The 18,417-nt window shown below is 33.0% G+C and carries 16 protein-coding genes, 1 other RNA gene and 1 pseudogene; 8 read left to right on the plus strand and 10 right to left on the minus strand.

Features of this window, described 5'->3' with window-relative positions:
- From ACKVOD_RS05855 to ACKVOD_RS05875, 5 genes are all read left to right on the plus strand, one after another.
- Nucleotides 1-2,406: DUF559 domain-containing protein (locus ACKVOD_RS05855; RefSeq protein ID WP_409208533.1), on the plus strand; the 2,406-nt coding region annotated here is incomplete at its 5' end.
- A gap of 10 nt (nt 2,407-2,416) precedes the next feature.
- Nucleotides 2,417-3,280, plus strand: coding sequence for a bestrophin family protein (locus ACKVOD_RS05860; protein ID WP_409208534.1), 864 nt, complete (start codon nt 2,417-2,419; stop codon nt 3,278-3,280).
- Nucleotides 3,281-3,371: 91 nt separating this feature from the next.
- Nucleotides 3,372-5,792: a phenylalanine--tRNA ligase subunit beta gene (pheT, locus tag ACKVOD_RS05865; RefSeq protein ID WP_409208535.1), complete on the plus strand. Its 2,421-nt coding sequence runs from the start codon at nt 3,372-3,374 to the stop codon at nt 5,790-5,792.
- Nucleotides 5,793-5,870: 78 nt separating this feature from the next.
- Nucleotides 5,871-6,257 carry a hypothetical protein gene (locus ACKVOD_RS05870; protein WP_409208536.1) on the plus strand — a complete coding sequence of 129 codons (387 nt, stop codon included), beginning with the start codon at nt 5,871-5,873 and terminating at the stop codon, nt 6,255-6,257.
- 106 nt (nt 6,258-6,363) lie between these two features.
- Nucleotides 6,364-7,209 carry a transposase gene (locus tag ACKVOD_RS05875; RefSeq protein WP_409208548.1) on the plus strand — a complete coding sequence of 282 codons (846 nt, stop codon included), beginning with the start codon at nt 6,364-6,366 and terminating at the stop codon, nt 7,207-7,209.
- Nucleotides 7,210-7,552: 343 nt separating this feature from the next.
- Here the strand turns inward: ACKVOD_RS05875 and rpsA are convergent, their stop codons facing one another.
- Nucleotides 7,553-9,328, minus strand: a complete 1,776-nt coding sequence (gene rpsA, locus ACKVOD_RS05880) for a 30S ribosomal protein S1 (RefSeq protein WP_409208537.1) — start codon at nt 9,326-9,328, stop codon at nt 7,553-7,555.
- A gap of 528 nt (nt 9,329-9,856) precedes the next feature.
- Here rpsA and ACKVOD_RS05885 point away from each other — a divergent pair.
- Both ACKVOD_RS05885 and ACKVOD_RS05890 read left to right on the plus strand, forming a co-directional pair.
- Nucleotides 9,857-10,273 carry an HNH endonuclease gene (locus ACKVOD_RS05885; RefSeq protein ID WP_409208538.1) on the plus strand — a complete coding sequence of 139 codons (417 nt, stop codon included), beginning with the start codon at nt 9,857-9,859 and terminating at the stop codon, nt 10,271-10,273.
- Nucleotides 10,274-10,287: 14 nt separating this feature from the next.
- On the plus strand, nt 10,288-10,533 hold the full coding sequence (locus ACKVOD_RS05890; RefSeq protein WP_409208539.1) for a hypothetical protein: 246 nt from the start codon (nt 10,288-10,290) through the stop codon (nt 10,531-10,533).
- A gap of 336 nt (nt 10,534-10,869) precedes the next feature.
- Here ACKVOD_RS05890 and pdxH read toward each other — a convergent pair whose 3' ends face one another.
- The 9 genes from pdxH to ffs form a co-directional block, all read right to left on the minus strand.
- Nucleotides 10,870-11,526 carry a pyridoxamine 5'-phosphate oxidase gene (gene pdxH, locus ACKVOD_RS05895; protein ID WP_409208540.1) on the minus strand — a complete coding sequence of 219 codons (657 nt, stop codon included), beginning with the start codon at nt 11,524-11,526 and terminating at the stop codon, nt 10,870-10,872.
- 55 nt (nt 11,527-11,581) lie between these two features.
- Nucleotides 11,582-12,487, minus strand: coding sequence for a ribonuclease Z (locus ACKVOD_RS05900; RefSeq protein ID WP_409208541.1), 906 nt, complete (start codon nt 12,485-12,487; stop codon nt 11,582-11,584).
- Nucleotides 12,488-12,575: 88 nt separating this feature from the next.
- Nucleotides 12,576-12,908: a ribonuclease Z gene (locus tag ACKVOD_RS05905; protein WP_409208542.1), complete on the minus strand. Its 333-nt coding sequence runs from the start codon at nt 12,906-12,908 to the stop codon at nt 12,576-12,578.
- Between the two features lie 59 nt (nt 12,909-12,967).
- On the minus strand, nt 12,968-13,894 hold the full coding sequence (locus tag ACKVOD_RS05910; protein WP_409208543.1) for an aspartate carbamoyltransferase catalytic subunit: 927 nt from the start codon (nt 13,892-13,894) through the stop codon (nt 12,968-12,970).
- Between the two features lie 3 nt (nt 13,895-13,897).
- Nucleotides 13,898-14,440 carry a bifunctional pyr operon transcriptional regulator/uracil phosphoribosyltransferase PyrR gene (gene pyrR, locus ACKVOD_RS05915; RefSeq protein ID WP_409208544.1) on the minus strand — a complete coding sequence of 181 codons (543 nt, stop codon included), beginning with the start codon at nt 14,438-14,440 and terminating at the stop codon, nt 13,898-13,900.
- Nucleotides 14,441-14,545: 105 nt separating this feature from the next.
- A complete protein-coding gene (locus ACKVOD_RS05920) occupies nt 14,546-16,162 on the minus strand; it encodes an ABC-F family ATP-binding cassette domain-containing protein (protein WP_409208545.1) in 1,617 nt (538 codons plus the stop codon).
- A gap of 197 nt (nt 16,163-16,359) precedes the next feature.
- Nucleotides 16,360-17,016 carry a fructose-6-phosphate aldolase gene (gene fsa, locus ACKVOD_RS05925; protein ID WP_409208546.1) on the minus strand — a complete coding sequence of 219 codons (657 nt, stop codon included), beginning with the start codon at nt 17,014-17,016 and terminating at the stop codon, nt 16,360-16,362.
- A gap of 42 nt (nt 17,017-17,058) precedes the next feature.
- Nucleotides 17,059-17,862 (minus strand): SDR family oxidoreductase, encoded by an 804-nt coding sequence (locus ACKVOD_RS05930; protein ID WP_409208547.1) that lies wholly within the window; start codon nt 17,860-17,862, stop codon nt 17,059-17,061.
- 113 nt (nt 17,863-17,975) lie between these two features.
- An RNA gene (ffs, locus tag ACKVOD_RS05935) (signal recognition particle sRNA small type) lies at nt 17,976-18,073 on the minus strand.
- 87 nt (nt 18,074-18,160) lie between these two features.
- On the opposite strand from ffs, the pseudogene ACKVOD_RS05940 reads away from it, so the two are divergent.
- Nucleotides 18,161-18,417, plus strand: a pseudogene (locus ACKVOD_RS05940) (glutaminyl-peptide cyclotransferase); the annotation flags it as partial.

An 18,417-nucleotide genomic window follows, 5' to 3' on the forward strand; every position in this document is an offset into this window, starting at 1 on the left:
AGAACACGGTATTACAAAATTAACGAGTTGCAAAACAATGTTGCCGAAGTTCAAATCATTGGTAAAATCATCAACATAAAAACCGTTGAATTTGGCAAAAACCAGAAACGATTTGTTGCTACTTTTGTTGACGATACAGGTCAAATGGAGCTCGTTTGGTTTCAAGGTCATAAATGGATTCGAGAAAGTTTAAAAATTAATGAAATTTGTGTTATTTTCGGAAAGTGTACATCTTTTGGAAACAGTTTTAGTATGCCTCACCCTGAAATCGAGTTGATGACGGAACACGAACAAAGTCTGCGCTCTGCGATGCAAGCTGTATATCCCTCAACAGAAACTTTGACCAATCGAGGCATTTCAAACCGAGTGATAAATAAAATGATGCAACAATTGTTTCAAGAAACTCAAGCTAATTTTTCTGAAACATTGCCCGATTATTTGATTAGCGAATTAAAACTAATTCCAAAAAACGCCGCATTATTCAATATTCATTTTCCTAAAAGTGCCGAAGCTTTGGCAAAAGCAAAATTCAGATTAATCTTTGAAGAGTTGTTTTATATTCAGCTTCAATTAATTACTCAAAATCGAATTCGAAAACACAAAATAAAAGGACATCCGTTTACGAAAGTAGGCGACTATTTTAATAATTTTTATCAAAATCATTTGCCTTTTGAATTGACCAATGCACAAAAAAGAGTTATTAAAGAAATAAGAATTGATATGGGTAGTCATGCCCAAATGAACCGATTGCTACAAGGCGACGTGGGTTCCGGAAAAACAATTGTGGCTTTAATGAGTATGTTGATTGCCTTGGATAACGGCTTTCAATCCTGCTTGATGGCACCAACGGAAATTTTGGCAAACCAACATTTTAATGGTTTAACTGAATTAGCCAAAGAGCTGAATATCAATATAAAATTACTCACTGGTTCAACCAAAATTGCAAATCGAAGAATCATTCATGAAGAACTCGAAAACGGAAGCTTACACATTATAATCGGCACTCACGCTTTGTTGGAAGACAAGGTGAAATTCCAAAATTTAGGATTAGCAGTCATTGATGAGCAACACCGTTTTGGAGTTGAACAGCGTTCAAAATTATGGAAAAAAGGAAGCCTCCCTCAGTCCCTCCAAAAGAGGGAAGTTGAGCATATAGTACAAAAATACAAGACTGCCCGACCCTCAACTTATAATCTTTTAAAAGAACTCAAAAACCAAAACAAAAAAAATAGCACACAAGCGGAAGGTGTTTTATGGGAGTGTTTGAGAAATAATAACCTGACTTATAAATTCAGAAGGCAACATATTATTGATATGTTTATTGTTGATTTTATATGCATTGAAAAAAAACTCGTTATTGAAGTTGATGGCGGCTATCATAACACTATTGAACAGCAGGAAGTCGATGAAATGCGAACTCAAATATTAAATGAACTCGGTTTCAAAGTGATTCGTTTTAGTAATGAGGAAATAATTGGAAATACTGACGAAATACTAAAAAAAATAACTTCAATTATAGAAAGCCTCCCTTCTGGGGAGGTTGGTGGGGCTATACCGCCACACGTTTTAGTGATGACCGCCACTCCTATTCCACGAACTTTGGCAATGAGTTTGTATGGAGACCTAGATATTTCAGTAATAGATGAATTGCCGCCAGGAAGAAAACCCATTCAAACCGTACATCGTTTTGATAGCAACCGATTAAAAGTATGGAAATTTATCAGGGATGAAATAGCGCTGGGTCGCCAAATCTATATCGTTTATCCGCTAATTCAAGAATCAGAAAAAATGGATTTCAAGGATTTGATGGACGGTTACGAAAGCGTTTCGAGGGATTTTCCTTTGCCTAAATATTCCATTTCAATTTTACATGGCAAAATGAAACCCGCCGATAAAGATACTGAGATGAAACGCTTTGCCGAAGGAAAAACCAATATTATGGTTGCCACAACTGTAATTGAAGTTGGCGTTAATATTCCAAATGCTAGTGTAATGATTATCGAAAGTGCTGAACGTTTCGGGCTATCACAACTCCATCAACTTCGGGGGCGTGTAGGACGTGGTGCCGAGCAAAGCTATTGTATTTTGATGACCAGTCATAAACTAAGTTCGGACAGTAAAACTAGAATGGAAACCATGGTACAAACTAATGACGGATTCGAAATTGCCGAAGTAGATCTTAAACTTCGTGGACCAGGCGATTTGATGGGAACGCAACAAAGTGGTGTTTTGAATCTTCAAATTGCTGATATTGTTCGCGATCGTGACATTTTGATACTAGCACGGAATTATGCGGTTCAGATTTTGAAAGACGATGCGCCCATGCAAAAAAACCAAAATGCCATTTTAAGAGCTACTTTTATTGAATTGACAAAAAGAAAAAATATTTGGAATTACATCAGTTAAAAAAATAAAAATGATAAGTTACAACCCCAAAGACTGGATAACATTTATATTTCGATTTCATAAAGCCGATACCTTTCGACAATTATTTCCGCTCATGCTTCTAATAGGGGGATATTGCGGAATAGTTACTTTTTTAGAAGTTGAATATTGGCAATTACCCGATGATAGTCATGTGAAAAACATTTCGATAATGCACGGCATGTTGGGTTTTGTAATTTCCTTATTGTTAGTTTTTAGAACCAATACAGCTTATGATCGCTGGTGGGAAGGTCGGAAATTATGGGGTTCGCTAGTAAATAATAGTCGAAATTTAGCTTTAAAACTAAATGCTATTCTTGAAAACGATAAGGATAAGGCTTTTTTTAAAAAATTAATTCCGAGTTACGCCTCCATTTTAAACAAACATTTGAAAGACGAAGATACCGGAAAAGAATTATCCGAAGAATTATTTTTGTCCATCGATCAACACAAACATCGCCCCAACCATGTTGCAAAAATGTTATTCCAAAAAGTGAATGATTTGCAAAAAACCAAACAAATATCAGCGGAACAACTCCTGTATATCAATCTAGAAATCTCCTCTTTTACTGATATTTGTGGGGCTTGTGAGCGAATAAAAAACACACCAATACCTTATTCTTACAGTGTTTTTCTTAAAAAGTTTATCTTTTTTTATGTGATGACTTTACCTTTTGCTTATGTTTTTATTTTAGGATATTTTGTAATTCCTGTGGTGGTTTTTATTTTCTATGTTTTGGCAAGTTTAGAACTAATAGCCGAAGAAATAGAGGATCCTTTTGGAAATGACGATAACGATTTACCTACCAAAAAAATTGCCGAAAACATTAAAAAACATGTTGAGGAAATTCTTTAAATAACGATTAGAAATCTATTATAAAAACAAAATAAATTGTTTCCAACTCCAAACTGCAATCCCTATATTTGCACTCTCATAAAATTGAAAAATGAAAATATCATATAACTGGTTAAAACAATTCGTTAAAATCGATTGGAAATCTGAAGAAACAGGTGCTTTATTGACCGATTTAGGTTTAGAAGTCGAAGTGGTCGAAAGATTCCAATCGGTTCGAGGTGGTTTAGAAGGTATCCTAGTAGGTCATGTATTAACTTGTGTTCAACATCCTGATGCCGATCGATTGAAGGTTGCTACTGTTGATTTAGGTGATGGCAATCCTGTTCAGATTGTTTGTGGTGCTGCCAATATTGCTGTGGGACAAAAAGTAGCCGTTGCTACAATTGGAACTACTTTATACGATAAGGCGGGAAACTCTTTTCAAATCAAAAAGGGAAAAATAAGAGGTGAAGAAAGTCACGGAATGATTTGTGCCGAAGACGAATTGGGTCTTGGAGAAAGTCACGATGGAATTATGATACTTGACAATTCTATCTTAGCCGGAACGACTGCTGCTAATGTTTTTAAAATTGAAAATGACGAAATTTTCGAAATTGGACTTACACCTAATCGTGCAGATGCTATGAGTCACTTTGGCGTAGCCAGAGATTTGAGAGCTGGATTGATTCAAACTGGCCTTAAAGTGGAACTTATTTCGCCTTCAGTAAGTAATTTTAGAGTTGATAAAAGAACCCTAAAAATTGATATTGAAGTTAAAGATACAAAATTAGCACCTCGATATTGTGGAGTATCAATATCTGGAGTTGTCGTAAAACCATCACCAACCTGGTTACAAAACCGATTAAAATCTATTGGATTATCTCCAAAAAACAATATTGTAGATGTAACAAATTATGTTTTACATGAACTAGGACAGCCACTTCACGCTTTTGATGCTGCTAAAATTAACGGAAAAATTAGTGTAAAAACACTTCCGTCAGGAACAAAATTTACGACACTTGATGATGTAGAAAGAACGTTGCATGAAGAAGATTTAATGATTTGTGATGATGCTGGACCGTTATGTATCGCGGGAGTTTTTGGAGGTAAAGATTCTGGAGTATCTGAAAATACGACATCTATTTTCTTAGAAAGTGCTTATTTTAATCCGATAAGTATTCGAAAAAGTGCCAAAAGACATCAATTAAATACCGATGCATCTTTTCGATTTGAGCGCGGAATAGACCCAACTATTACAGAGTATGCCCTAAAACGTGCAGCAATTTTGATCCAAGAAGTAGCAGGCGGTGAAATAACTTCGGATATTAAAGATTTATATCCTAAGAAAATAGAAAATTTCCCAGTGTTTTTAAATTTCAATAATGTAAAGAAAATTATTGGACAAGAATTGCCGAAAGAAATCATCAAAAACATTTTAGCCTCACTAGAAATCAAGGTAAATAGTGTTTCTGATGCGGGTTTAGGATTGATTATTCCTGCCTATCGTGTTGATGTACAACGAGAAATCGATGTTATCGAGGAAATTCTTAGAGTTTATGGATATAACAATATCAAATTTTCGGAAAAACTCAATGCTACCGTTTCTATTGCTCCAAGAACCGAAGATTATAAGGTACAAAATATCATTGCTACCCAATTGAATGCACAAGGATTCAATGAAATGATGGCGAATTCATTGACGAATTCCTCTTATGTACAGTTGTCAGAAATGCTCAAAGAGGAACACAATGTATTGATGTTGAATCCGCTGAGTAATGATTTGGCGGCAATGCGACAATCGTTATTATTCTCTGGATTAGAAGCGATTTCCTATAATATCAATCGTAGAAATTCAGATTTGAAATTTTTTGAATTTGGAAAAACCTACCATAAATTCCCTTCTGGTTACGAAGAACACAAGCATTTGTCACTGCTAGTGACAGGAAACAGAAATCAAGAAAGTTGGACAAATGCTCAAAAACCATCTGATTTCTTCTTGTTCAAAGGTTATGTCAACGGAGTTCTTTCGAGATTGGGAATTCAAAAAACTCAAAACCTTCCCGTGACTTCTGATGTATTCTCTGAAGGAATAGCCATCGGTTTTGGCAATGATATTTTGGTTGAATATGGTGTTGTAAAAAAATCTATTTTAAAACATTTTGACATCAAGCAAGAAGTTTTGTTTGCTGATTTCAATTGGGCGCTGATTTTGAAATTACTTTCCAATAAAATTAAATATACAGAAATCCCTAAATATCCTGAAGTCCGCAGAGATTTGTCTTTGTTATTAGACGACAGCGTTTCTTTTGATTCCATCTATAACATTGCTAGACAAACCGAGAAATCGCTTTTAAAAGACATTAATTTGTTTGATGTGTACCAAGGCAAAAATCTTCCGGAAGGCAAGAAATCCTATGCTGTAAGTTTCACGATTCAAGACAATACAAAAACTTTGACCGATGTTCAAATTGACAAAATTATGGGCAAGTTGCAAAATAATTTCGAAACGGAATTGGGTGCTAGTTTGAGGTAAAATTTTTAACCATATAAGGCATTTAAGGGCTCACATAAAAAAGTTGGGGAGAAGTTATAAATTTGCGTAAAAAAGCAAATGGATTTTTCTATATTTTCTTCGTTTCTACCTCAAGGACTTTTATCTCATTTTGATATTGTTGATTTCAAGGAATTGGGTAATTTACAAAACAAGAAAGATTGTTTTTATATTTATTTAGACGAGAAAAACATTCTTCCTAAAGATTTTGACGCCAATGAATTTGAGTCAAAAGGATTCTATGAACGAGCATTAATACAAGACTTTCCTATAAGGGGGAAAGCTGTTTATTTAGGTATCAGAAGACGAAGATGGCGCAATAAAAACGATAAGTCCATAGAGGTCAAAAGCGATTATTCTTTTATAGCAGAAGGTTCAAAATTAACCATTGAGCTTTCTGATTTTTTAAAAGGTACAGGTCGAGACCCGAGAAGATACGATAAGTAATATCGCCAGTTATTATGGTGTTAAGGCTAATTTATTACAACGTCATTACAAGAAAAAAATCAGTGGTTTTAAGGATTGGGATCAGTTAAATCACTCCGAAGACTATCTGATTTATCCTGAAAATATTGGCGAACATTTAAGTATTGACGAGTTGAGTTTGTCAAAAGGAGAACTCTATACTTTTGTTACCAATAAAAATGGAAAAGGAAAGAAAAAGACACTCGTAGCGGTTATCAAAGGAACTAAAAGTCAAGATATTATTGATGTTCTAAACAAAATTCCGTTAGAAAAAAGAAAGTCAGTAAAAGAAATAACCCTTGATATGGCAAACAATATGCAATTAGCTTCAAGAATGTGTTTCCCTGAAAGTTATCTCGTTACAGACCGTTTCCACGTTGTAAAACTAATAATGGAAGCCTTGCAACACTTAAGAATAAAATACAGATGGGAGGAAATTGAAAAAGAAAACCAAGCAATAAAAACAGCAAAAGAACAAGGCTTAAAACACATTCCATTTACTTTTGAAAACGATGATACTCCCAAACAATTACTAGCTCGAAGCCGCTACATTATTGCTAAAAAACCAAATGATTGGACTCAAAACCAAAAGATAAGAGCAGAATTACTATTCACGAATTATCCACTTTTACATAAAGCATATAAGCATACTATTGAGTTTAGAAATATTTATGAAGAAACATCAAGAGAACTCGCCAAAGAAAAAATAGTGAACTGGATAGAGAAAACCAAACTATTAGAAATGACCGTTTTTAATACCGCAGCAAACAGTTTGAAATATCATTTGGAAACCATTTTGAACTTCTTCATAAAACGACATACAAATGCAAATGCAGAATCATTTAATTCTAAAATAAAACTCTTTAGAGCCAATCAAAGAGGTGTAGTAGATGTAAAATTCTTTCTCTTTAGAATGGAAAAACTTTTTGCCTAATCCCCAATAATTTTATGTGACCCCATTTAAGGTCATTTAAGTTGTAGCCTTTTCAAATAGTATAAAATATAAAACTCCCTTTTCTGTTTAAGGATTGGGAGTTTTTATTTTACTTTTAGACAGCTAAATGATTTTATTTAGGAGGTAGAAACATTATTAACTGTAAAATAATCTCATTTAAACAGCAGATTACCTAGCCCTGATAGCAACGAAAATCCTTTATGGTTTTTCTTTAAAACCATAAAGATTGAAGTGAATAGCAGGTAAAAGCTCCTGAAAATGTATAACAAAAAAAAAGTCCCGATTGCTCGGGACTTTCTATATTCAAAATCAAGAAATTATATTATTTCTTTTTCTCGTTTTTTTCCATTTTGGCTTTCAAACCAGCAAGGATGTCATTGTTATCTCCAAGAGTTGCAGCTGGAGCATTATTAGCAGAAGCAACTGCTTCGGCAACTGCTTTCACAGCTTTTTCTTCTTCCTCACGGAAAATAGCAGTGTGAGAGGCAACTACTCTTTTGAATTCTTTGTTGAATTCGATTACTTTAAATTCAGCAGATTCTCCTTTTTTCAATTTCTTACCATCTTCTTTTTCAAGGTGACGAGTAGGAATGAAAGCAACGATATCTTCACCAAATTCTACAGTAGCACCTTTGTCAACAATTTCAGAAATTTCACCTGTGTGGATAGTTCCAACTGCGAAAGATGCTTCATATTGATCCCAAGGATTAGCAGTAGTTTGTTTATGACCTAAAGATAATTTACGACCTTCAACATCTAATTCTAATACTACTACGTCTAATTTTTCACCAACATTTACAAATTCAGATGGATGTTTGATTTTCTTAGTCCAAGAAAGGTCAGAGATATAAATCAATCCGTCGATTCCTTCTTCTAATTCTACGAAAATTCCAAAGTTTGTAAAGTTTCTAACGATTCCTGTATGTTTAGAACCTACTGGATATTTAGCAGTGATATCTGTCCAAGGATCTTGAGACAATTGTTTGATACCCATAGACATTTTACGATCATCTCTGTCAAGAGTCAAGATTTGAGCCTCAACAATATCTCCTACTTTTACGAAATCTTGAGCAGAGCGTAAATGAGTAGACCATGACATTTCAGAAACGTGTATCAAACCTTCAACACCTTCAGCCACTTCGATGAAAGCACCGTAATCAGCGATTACTACTACTTTACCTTTTACTTTATCGCCAATAACTAAATTAGCATCAAGAGCATCCCATGGGTGAGCGTTTAATTGTTTCAATCCTAATTGGATTCTTGTTTTCTCGTCATCAAAATCAAGGATTACCACGTTAAGAACTTGATCTAATTCAAGAACTTCAGATGGATGGTTGATTCTAGACCAAGAAAGGTCCGTAATGTGGATTAATCCATCAACACCACCTAAGTCAATAAACACACCGTAAGAAGTAATGTTTTTAACAACACCTTCTAATACTTGTCCTTTTTGTAATTTTCCGATGATTTCTTTTTTCTGTACTTCGATATCCGCTTCGATAAGCGCTTTGTGAGATACAACAACATTTTTGAATTCGTGGTTGATTTTTACCACCTTGAATTCCATCATTTTGTTTACATATACATCGTAATCTCTAATTGGTTTAACATCAATTTGAGAACCAGGAAGGAAAGCTTCAATTCCGAAAACGTCCACGATCATACCACCTTTAGTTCTGCATTTTACAAAACCATTAACGATTTCTCCTGTTTCGTTAGCCGAAATAACTCTATCCCATGATTTGATAGTACGTGCTTTTCTGTGAGACAATACTAATTGACCTGTTTTATCCTCACGGATGTCAATCAATACTTCTACTTTGTCACCTACTTTTAAAGCTGGATTGTAACGGAATTCGTTCAATGAAATAACACCTTCCGATTTTGCGTTGATATCAACGATAACGTCTCTATCTGTGATTCTAACAACTATACCATCGACTACTTCTTCTTGATCAGTAGCGATGAACGTTTTTGAAACTAGTTCTTCGAATTCTAATAAGTTTTTTTCGTCAACTGCATCAATACCTTCTTCGAAATTGTGCCAATTGAACTCTGCTAAAAACTGCTCTTGTGATTTTAATGTTTCAGACATGCTGATTAAAAATTTGTATTCTGTTTTTTCTGTGTTTCTTGATGCGGTAAAAAAAACAGAAGTTGTTTGTATAATTTAGTTTAATCCTTAAGGAAACGCTGACCGCCAAAAGGATTGCAAAAGTAATCCTTTTATCTTTACAAGCAAAATTTTTTACAGAGATAATCTATTGGTTATTAGGAGCAGGGCTTTTTGTGGTTTTTAGCATGATTGCTCCCGCTTTTTGTTACAATCTTTTATACACTGTCAGGATTTTTAGACCTGCCTGGGTATGAAAGTATTTCCACTTCAATCATTACTAACTATGACTTTTTCCATTTCAAAATAATACATCTTAAAATCAAAAGTGATTTTTTCAATATTTTACAAGAAATAAAATCTATATTTGAATTTAAATATTGCTTGATAATTATCATTGACAGCCTATAAAATATAACCAAAAATATACGATTACGAATTCCTTAAAGAATAAAGAATTTTTCCCGACTATAATAACTGCATTTAAAATCAATTATTAGAAATTGAAACATGAAAAAAATATATTTCATTTTAATATTACTACTACTCAGTGTTTGTTGTTTTTCTCAAAGTCGCTATATTTCAAACACCACAAAAAAAATAGTTTTTGCTAGAAATAGTGGCGTTTGTAAGTGCTGCGGAAGTTCATCTTTATTAGAATACGATCATATAACACCCTATTCTTGTGGCGGAAGTAGCGATGTATCAAATATTCAATTGCTTTGTCGAACGTGCAACCGCAGCAAATCGAATAGTTGCTATTGCAAAAAACACAATAATCGCGTTGGCACTAATTGTTGCGATAGCAGTGTGTCAAAAAACACTACTACATCTTCTTCTAGGCAGTGTATGGGTAAAACTAAAAAAGGCAGTCGATGTAAGAAAAAAACAAAAGATTCAAGTGGTTTTTGTAATTTTCATCAATAATTAAAAACAAAAAAATGAATACCAATATAATGTTTGCAGTAGATTTGAAAACCAAAGAAATTATCGTTTCCGATTCTCCAAAAGGGAGTAACACAATAAATTTTCTAGAACGTATAAATCAACAAGACCATACAATATTATACGATGCAGTCATTTTATTAACAAATATCATAAACACTTCTAACCCTAATATTACTGTTTTTAAAGCTATGGACAAAGTTTGTCAAATACTTTATAAAAAGTATAAAGAAACGGAATGATTTTTTTGTGGAATTCCATAGATAAACCTTTTGGGCAACTATTTGAAGTATTTATTGATACAATTTGACATAATTACGATTTGAATTAAACCCAAATTAAAATATACCAAAAAACCATTCGCCGTAGCGAATGGTTTTTCTAACTAAACAAACTAATTACTATTTTTTTAATCAAGAAGGTTAAATTTAAAGTAGATTGTGGGGCAAACTCATTTAAAAAATCAATTTTTAACCGTTTAACAACAATACAAATATAATTAAATAAATCGCTTAAAAACAAATAAAATCGATTAAATACACAAGTTTAGTTAAATAATACTATTTTTATTACAATAATTAAGGTGACAATCTATCAATTGACCAATTGTAATTTTGTATAAGCTGATATCGTATTCTATCATGTAAACGATTAGGTCTTCCTTGCCAAAATTCAACTTCTATGGGTCGTACTAAAAAACCTCCCCAAAATTCGGGTCTTGGTATTTCCTTATTTTCAAAATCCTTTTCTAGCAGTTGTAGCTTTTGTTCCAAAACCGCTCTAGATTCAATTATTTGACTTTGGTTAGACACAATGGCTCCCAGTTTACTCCCGTCTGGTCTAGAATCGAAATAGTTATCGGATACTTGTCCGGTAGTTTTTTCGGCAATTCCTTTTATGATCACTTGACGTTCCATCGTATGCCAAAAAAAAGAAATACAAACATTAGGATTGTTTGCAATAGCCCTCCCCTTTTCGGAATTGTAATTGGTATAAAAAATAAAACCTTCTTCGGAATATTGCTTCAAAAGTACCACTCGCGATTTAGGAAAGCCATCTAAACCAATAGTAGAAACCGTCATGGCATTTACCTCGCCTCCCGAAGCTTCGAAACCATCAAAATCCTTTACTTCATTAAACCATCGGTTAAATAAATTAATTGGATCTTCTGGAATTGATGATTCTAAAAGTTCATTCTTATCATACGATTTTCTATAATTGCCTAAATCTTCCATCTTACTATTAATTTATTTAATGCAAATTTAATTAATGTTAGCGTGACTATTGGAATCAAAATTCAAACGATTTTCCATCTTCTGCTAATAAAACATTTTGAAATATAACTTCAGCTTCTGTTCTAAAAATTTCAATACTTTCATATCGAGTAGAATAATGCCCTAGTATCAGCTTTTTTACATTGGCTTTAAAAGCTATCGTTGCAGCTTGTTTCGCTGTGGAGTGCATTGTTTTTTGAGCCAATTTTGCCTCAGAATCTAAAAAAGTAGCTTCGTGATACAATACGTCAACATTATTTATCATTGGAATAATACTTTCATTATATGCAGTATCTGAACAAAATGCATAACTCATTGGAAGAACAGGATCCGATGTAATTAAATGGTTTTCAATCAACTCTCCGCTTTCTAAAATTATATCCTTGCCGTTTTTAATGTTTTGGTAGTAACATTTTTCAATTCCATATTTCTCAACAGCCTCAATATTTAATTTTCGTTCCCTTATTTTCTCTTGAAATAAAAAACCATTTGTATAGACTCTATGTTTTAAAGGAATAGTCTTAACCATAACTTTTTCGTCCTCAAAAACTATCCGTGTTTCTTTAGATTCTAATTCATGAAAAAACAATCCGTAACTGGTCCAAGAGTTTGATAATTTTAGTTGTAACTGAATAATTTCTTTAATGCCTTTAGGTCCATAAATATTTAGGTCAGTCACTCTATTCAATAATGCAAAAGTTGAAATTAAACCAATTAAACCAAAAAAATGGTCTCCATGTAAATGAGAAATAAAAATATGATTGATTTTTGAAAACCTAATTTTGTTTTTGCGCAACTGAACTTGAGTTCCTTCGCCACAATCAATTAGAAAAAGTCTATTCCTAATTTCTAAAACTTGTGAAGTGGGATTGGTAAAAGTTCTAGGTGTGGCTGCATAACAACCGAGTATGGTTAAATTCAAAGTTTATTCTGTTAATCGGTTATTTGGTTTATTGTTAAGGATATATTTCATTCGAATAAACAGTTAAACGAATAAAGAAATAACCAATTTAAAACCCTAAATCGCGTTCAATTTCTTCCATTTTAATTATGTCGTGAGCTTCTTGCAAAGATCTAACAACAGCTAGTTTGTCGGAAATAGCATTAAAATCGAGCTCAGAAGTTGCTATAACAAACGATTTTTTATTTTTTTTATGAATTTTAGAAAGTGCCATAAAACTATTGATCTCTTTCGCTGAAAGGCTTTTGTGTGCACTAATATCGATTATGATATTACTTTTTTCAAAACTTTTATATTCATGAGTTACCTTCATTAAAAAAGAAACCAAATCTCCTTGTGTATCTTTTATACTGGTAGTATTTCCTTTTACATCTACTTTCATAAAAATGATTCTTTAATAGTACTAATTTACGAAAAATTTATAAAAATAGATCTAAGAGTCTATTGAATTTTAGAGGCTAATAAATAAATTACTGCCATTCGAATTGCAACTCCATTTTCGACCTGATTCAAAATTACTGACTGTTTAGAATCAGCAACATCAGAGGTAATTTCTACCCCTCTATTTATAGGTCCTGGATGCATGATTATTATTTCTTTGTTTAAGGATTCTAATAAGGTTTTGTCTAATCCATATTGCTGAGCATATTCTCGAGTTGAAGGGAAATAATTAACATCCATTCTTTCGTTTTGGACACGAAGCATATTGGCTACATCACACCATTCTAGAGCATTACGTAAGTTTGATTCTACTGTTACTCCAAGCGATTCAATATGTTTTGGGATTAGTGTTTTTGGCCCACAAACTTTTACTTCGGCACCTTGCATTTGTAGTGCGTAAATATTAGATAGTGCTACTCTAGAGTGTAGGATATCCCCAACTATCACTACTTTTTTTCCGCTAACATCTCCTAGTTTTTCTCTTATGGAGTAGGAATCTAAGAGAGCTTGAGTTGGATGTTCATGTGCACCATCTCCGGCATTAATTATACTTGCTTTTACGTTTTGTGATAAGAAATGAGCTGCTCCAGCATTGGCGTGCCGCATGACAACCATATCTACTTTCATCGAAAGAATATTATTTACTGTATCAATAAGAGTTTCGCCTTTTTTGACTGATGATTGTGCTGCCGAAAAACTAATGACATCTGCAGATAATCTTTTTTGTGCTAATTCAAAAGAAAGTTTAGTTCTAGTACTATTTTCGAAAAAGATGTTGGCTATAGTAATATCTCTTAAAGAAGGTACTTTTTTAATCGGGCGATTGATAACTTCTTTAAAATGATCGGCAGTTTCAAAAATAAGGTTTATATCTTTTTCATTGATATATTTTATTCCTAATAAATGATTTACACTAAGCTCACTCATTTTTTACTTATTATTGATTAAATAAATGGCGTCCTCACCATCTTGTTCTTCCCAGCATACTTGTACTCTTTCGTCATTGATAGCATCTACTTGACGACCTCGGTAATCGGGCTGAATTGGTAAATGACGACTAAAACGACGGTCTATAAGTACTAATAATTCTATTTCCGAAGGTCTTCCAAATGATTGTATTGCCGTCAAAGCTGATCGAATACTTCTTCCGGTAAATAATACATCATCTATAAAAACTACTTTTTTATTTTCTACTATAAAATCAATTTGGGTTTTATTAGCTTCTAACGGCTTACTTGTTCTTCGAAAATCATCTCTAAAGAACGTAATATCAAGATATCCGAGGGAAATGTTTGAAATTTTATATTTGTTTTCTAGCAAATTTTTCAATCTTTCAGCTAGAAAAGTACCTCTAGGTTGAATCCCAACTAATATAGTTTCCGAAAAATCAAGATGTTTTTCGATTAACTGACAAGCCAAACGATGCAGAATAATATTAACTTCCTTTGAAGTGAGTAATATTTTTTGACTCATAATGAAGGGTTGTTTGGGCTGTAAAGATATAATTTTTTTATTAATCTTAAATTTACTTTTAAAAATATAAAAAAACCGCCTCAAACTTGAAACGGTTAAATCTATTTAAGAATACATTTTGACTCTTAATTCTTGTACATTTTCATTGTCGAGATACTCATCAAATGTCATGTATCTGTCAATGGCGCCATTAGGAGTAAGCTCAACAACTCTATTTCCAACTGTTTGTGCAAATTCATGATCATGAGTAGTGAAAACGACAGAACCTTTATAATTTTTTAAAGAGTTATTAAAGGCTGTAATAGACTCCAAATCCAGGTGATTTGTAGGTTCATCCAGCATCAAAACATTCGCTCTTTCCATCATCATTCGCGATAACATACAACGTACTTTTTCACCTCCGGATAATACATTACAGGTTTTTAAAGCTTCTTCACCAGAAAAAATCATTTTTCCTAGAAAGCTTCTTATGTTTACTTCATCGCGTTCTTCTTCGGTTTTTACCCATTGACGCAACCAGTCTACTAATGAATAATCATTTTCGAAAAAAGAATGATTATCACCTGGTAAATAAGCTTGATTAGTGGTTACTCCCCAATCAAAAGTTCCAGAAGCTGCTTTTTGATTGTTATTTAAAATTTCATAAAAGGCAGTTGTTGCCCGAGAATCTTTAGAGAAAAGTACAATTTTGTCACCTTTTGCCATATTTAAATCTACGCCCTTAAATAAAAGTTCCCCATCAACAGAAGCACTTAAATTTTGAACATGTAAAATCTGGTCTCCAGCTTCGCGCTCTTGTTCAAAAATAATAGCTGGATAGCGACGACTAGAAGGTTTTATCTCGGAAATATTCAGCTTAGAAATCATTTTTTTACGTGAAGTAGCTTGTTTTGATTTGGCAACATTCGCAGAAAAACGACGGATAAACTCTTCTAATTCTTGTTTCTTCTCTTCGGCTTTCTTGTTTTGCTGAGCCCTCTGTTTTGCTGCTAATTGACTTGATTCATACCAAAAAGTATAGTTACCCGAATAGTGATTAATTTTACTAAAATCAATATCAGATATATGAGTACAAACCGCATCAAGAAAGTGACGGTCGTGAGAAACAACAATAACGGTATTTTCATAATTTGCTAAGAAATTTTCTAGCCAAGCAATGGTTTCAAAATCCAAATCATTGGTAGGTTCATCCATAATCAATAAATCGGGATTTCCAAAAAGAGCTTGTGCCAAAAGCACACGCACTTTCATTTTCCCCTCTAAATCACTCATTAAAGTATAATGATTATCTTCTGTAATTCCAAGATTTGAAAGCATTGAGGCAGCATCTGAATCGGCATTCCAACCGTTCATTTCTTCAAATTGCACTTGTAACTCTCCTATCCTATCGGCATTGGCATCATTATAATCAAGATAAAGCGCATCCATTTCGGTTTTTATTTTATATAAAACCTTGTTTCCCATCATCACTGTTTCAAGAACAGTATGCTCATCAAACATATTGTGATTTTGGTTCAAAACCGACATTCTTTTACCAGGTTCTAAATGAACATGTCCCGAAGTAGGATCCATATCTCCAGCAATAATTTTTAGAAATGTAGATTTACCAGCACCATTGGCTCCTATTACACCATAAATATTGCCATGAGTGAAAACAGTATTTACTTCGTCGAACAAAATTCTTTTGCCAAATTGAACTGATAAATTATTGATTGATAACATAAATATTAATTTTTATATTTTTTTGCAAAAGTACAAAAAAATGTCATTTTTATTTTAATAATATCTTTTCGATTAATTACTATTTTAATTTCGTAATATATGATTTGCAGTTTACAAATTGATTATCTAGCATTCTATAAAAAAGTCCCATTTCAAATTGAAATGGGACTTTTAAAATATCTTCTATTAGAAAAAAACTATTTATTTCCTTTTTCGAAATCAGCTACAAATTGAGCCAAACCAATATCGGTTAATGGGTGTTTCAACAAACCGTAAATAGCAGAAAGTGGTCCAGTCATAACATCGGCACCAATTTTAGCACAATTTACAATATGCATAGTATGACGAACCGAAGCTGCAAGAATTTGCGTTTCGTAACCGTAGTTGTCATATATAAGACGTATTTCTTCAATAAGAGCCAATCCATCGGTTGAGACATCGTCTAAACGGCCTATAAACGGCGAAACATAAGTGGCGCCAGCTTTGGCGGCTAATAAAGCTTGACCAGCAGAAAATACTAAAGTTACATTGGTTTTTATATTTCTATCCGAAAAGTATTTTGCGGCCATTACACCTTCTTTAGTCATAGGCAATTTTACCACAATCTGTTCATGAAGCTCAGCTAATTCTTCGCCTTCTTTAATCATTCCGTCATAATCAAGAGCGTTTACTTCGGCACTTACATCGCCATCCACTAGGTTACAAATGGCAACATAATGCTTTAAAATGTTGTTTTTACCAGTAATACCTTCTTTTGCCATTAATGAAGGGTTTGTTGTAACACCATCTAAAACACCTAAGGCTTCGGCTTCTTTAATTTGTGCTAAGTTGGCTGTGTCTATAAAAAATTTCATATTGTATTTAATTTATAATTTATATTGAAAAAAGTTGTAAAATTACAATTTATAATGATTCATTAGCAATTTTTCATACAGTAAATCAGGAAGAATTCGCTTTAATACTATTGAAAATTTTTGCATAAAAATGCCCACTTTATAATGAATTTTTGGATTTGGATTTTGGATAATTTTATAAACTGCTTCAGCCATTTCCATTGGATTACTGCCACTGTTCACATGTTCGTTCATCATTTTCAAAATATTTGAATAATACTTTTCATAGGGAGAGCCCGTAATTAATGGAGCATGATAACGACCTGAAGCAATATTGGTAGCAAAATCTCCTGGTGCTATATTGGTAATTTGAATTCCAAATGGTTTAACTTCCATTCTTAAAGATTCTGTAATTAATTCTAAAGCACCTTTCGAAGCCGAATAAACACTTCGATAAGGCAAACCCATAAAGCCTGCAATGGAAGTAATATTTATAATTAGACCTGATTGTTGTTTGCGCATTTGAGGCAAAACTGATTTCATTACTTCTATTGGTCCAAAAAAATTGGTTTCAAAATTATTTTTGATTTCTTCTGAAGGAATTTCTTCTAAAGGACCCGTAATTCCCACACCTGCATTATTAATTAGAATGTCTATTGTACCCGATTTTTGCACAATAGTATTTACAGCCTTATGAATTGAAACCACATCGCGAACATCTAAGGCGATTAAAGGAAAGATAGACTGTGTAGCTTTATCAGGATTTCTACTGGTGCCGTAAACAATATATCCATTTTGGTGCAAAAATTCACCTATGGATTTCCCTATTCCTGATGAACCTCCTGTGATTAAAACTACTTTACTCATTTGTGATTTAGATATATCCCTTCGACAAGCTCAGGGTGACAATTTAGAAACTTAGAAAGATCCAAAAATAAAAAAATCTTCCTAAAGGAAGACTACTTTTGTGTGAAATAAAAAAATGGCAAGCGACCTACATCGCACCGCTCAACCACATACCCTTGCTATGTTCCCATCCTGGGGGATTCTGCAGGAGCTGGTCGTGTAGGACTTGCCGTCGCAAATATACAATCTTTTTGTATTTTTACAAGAACTTTGTGTCTATAAAATAAGTTTGTATATTGCATTATTAAAAAAAAAAATTATGAAAATTTATAACTTCCTAACCTTCATTTTATTAGGAATTGCAATAAACAGTTGTGGAGATAAAAAAAATATTGACACCCCTCTTTTTAGTTTTGACGACGCTAAACTTAAAGAACAATATCAGTCTAAAGAAGCTTTAGAGTTAGAAATTCTAAATCCAAATGCTAAAACTATTGACAGTATAAACTATTTTGTAAATGATAAGAAAATAGGCTCTAAAAAGAATCTTGAAAAAGTAAATTTTGAATTAAAAGA

Source organism: Flavobacterium sp. (assembly GCF_046155325.1).
Taxonomy (GTDB): Bacteria; Bacteroidota; Bacteroidia; order Flavobacteriales; family Flavobacteriaceae; genus Flavobacterium.

Excerpts from the sequence above, each read along its gene's own strand:
- ACKVOD_RS05860 (WP_409208534.1), top strand. The coding sequence starts at position 2,417 with ATGATAAGTTACAACCCCAAAGACTGGATAACATTTATATTTCGATTT.
- pheT (WP_409208535.1), top strand. The coding sequence starts at position 3,372 with ATGAAAATATCATATAACTGGTTAAAACAATTCGTTAAAATCGATTGG.
- ACKVOD_RS05870 (WP_409208536.1), top strand. The coding sequence starts at position 5,871 with ATGGATTTTTCTATATTTTCTTCGTTTCTACCTCAAGGACTTTTATCT.
- rpsA (WP_409208537.1), bottom strand. The coding sequence starts at position 9,328 with ATGTCTGAAACATTAAAATCACAAGAGCAGTTTTTAGCAGAGTTCAAT.
- ACKVOD_RS05885 (WP_409208538.1), top strand. The coding sequence starts at position 9,857 with ATGAAAAAAATATATTTCATTTTAATATTACTACTACTCAGTGTTTGT.
- ACKVOD_RS05890 (WP_409208539.1), top strand. The coding sequence starts at position 10,288 with ATGAATACCAATATAATGTTTGCAGTAGATTTGAAAACCAAAGAAATT.
- pdxH (WP_409208540.1), bottom strand. The coding sequence starts at position 11,526 with ATGGAAGATTTAGGCAATTATAGAAAATCGTATGATAAGAATGAACTT.
- ACKVOD_RS05905 (WP_409208542.1), bottom strand. The coding sequence starts at position 12,908 with ATGAAAGTAGATGTAAAAGGAAATACTACCAGTATAAAAGATACACAA.
- ACKVOD_RS05910 (WP_409208543.1), bottom strand. The coding sequence starts at position 13,894 with ATGAGTGAGCTTAGTGTAAATCATTTATTAGGAATAAAATATATCAAT.
- pyrR (WP_409208544.1), bottom strand. The coding sequence starts at position 14,440 with ATGAGTCAAAAAATATTACTCACTTCAAAGGAAGTTAATATTATTCTG.
- ACKVOD_RS05920 (WP_409208545.1), bottom strand. The coding sequence starts at position 16,162 with ATGTTATCAATCAATAATTTATCAGTTCAATTTGGCAAAAGAATTTTG.
- fsa (WP_409208546.1), bottom strand. The coding sequence starts at position 17,016 with ATGAAATTTTTTATAGACACAGCCAACTTAGCACAAATTAAAGAAGCC.
- ACKVOD_RS05930 (WP_409208547.1), bottom strand. The coding sequence starts at position 17,862 with ATGAGTAAAGTAGTTTTAATCACAGGAGGTTCATCAGGAATAGGGAAA.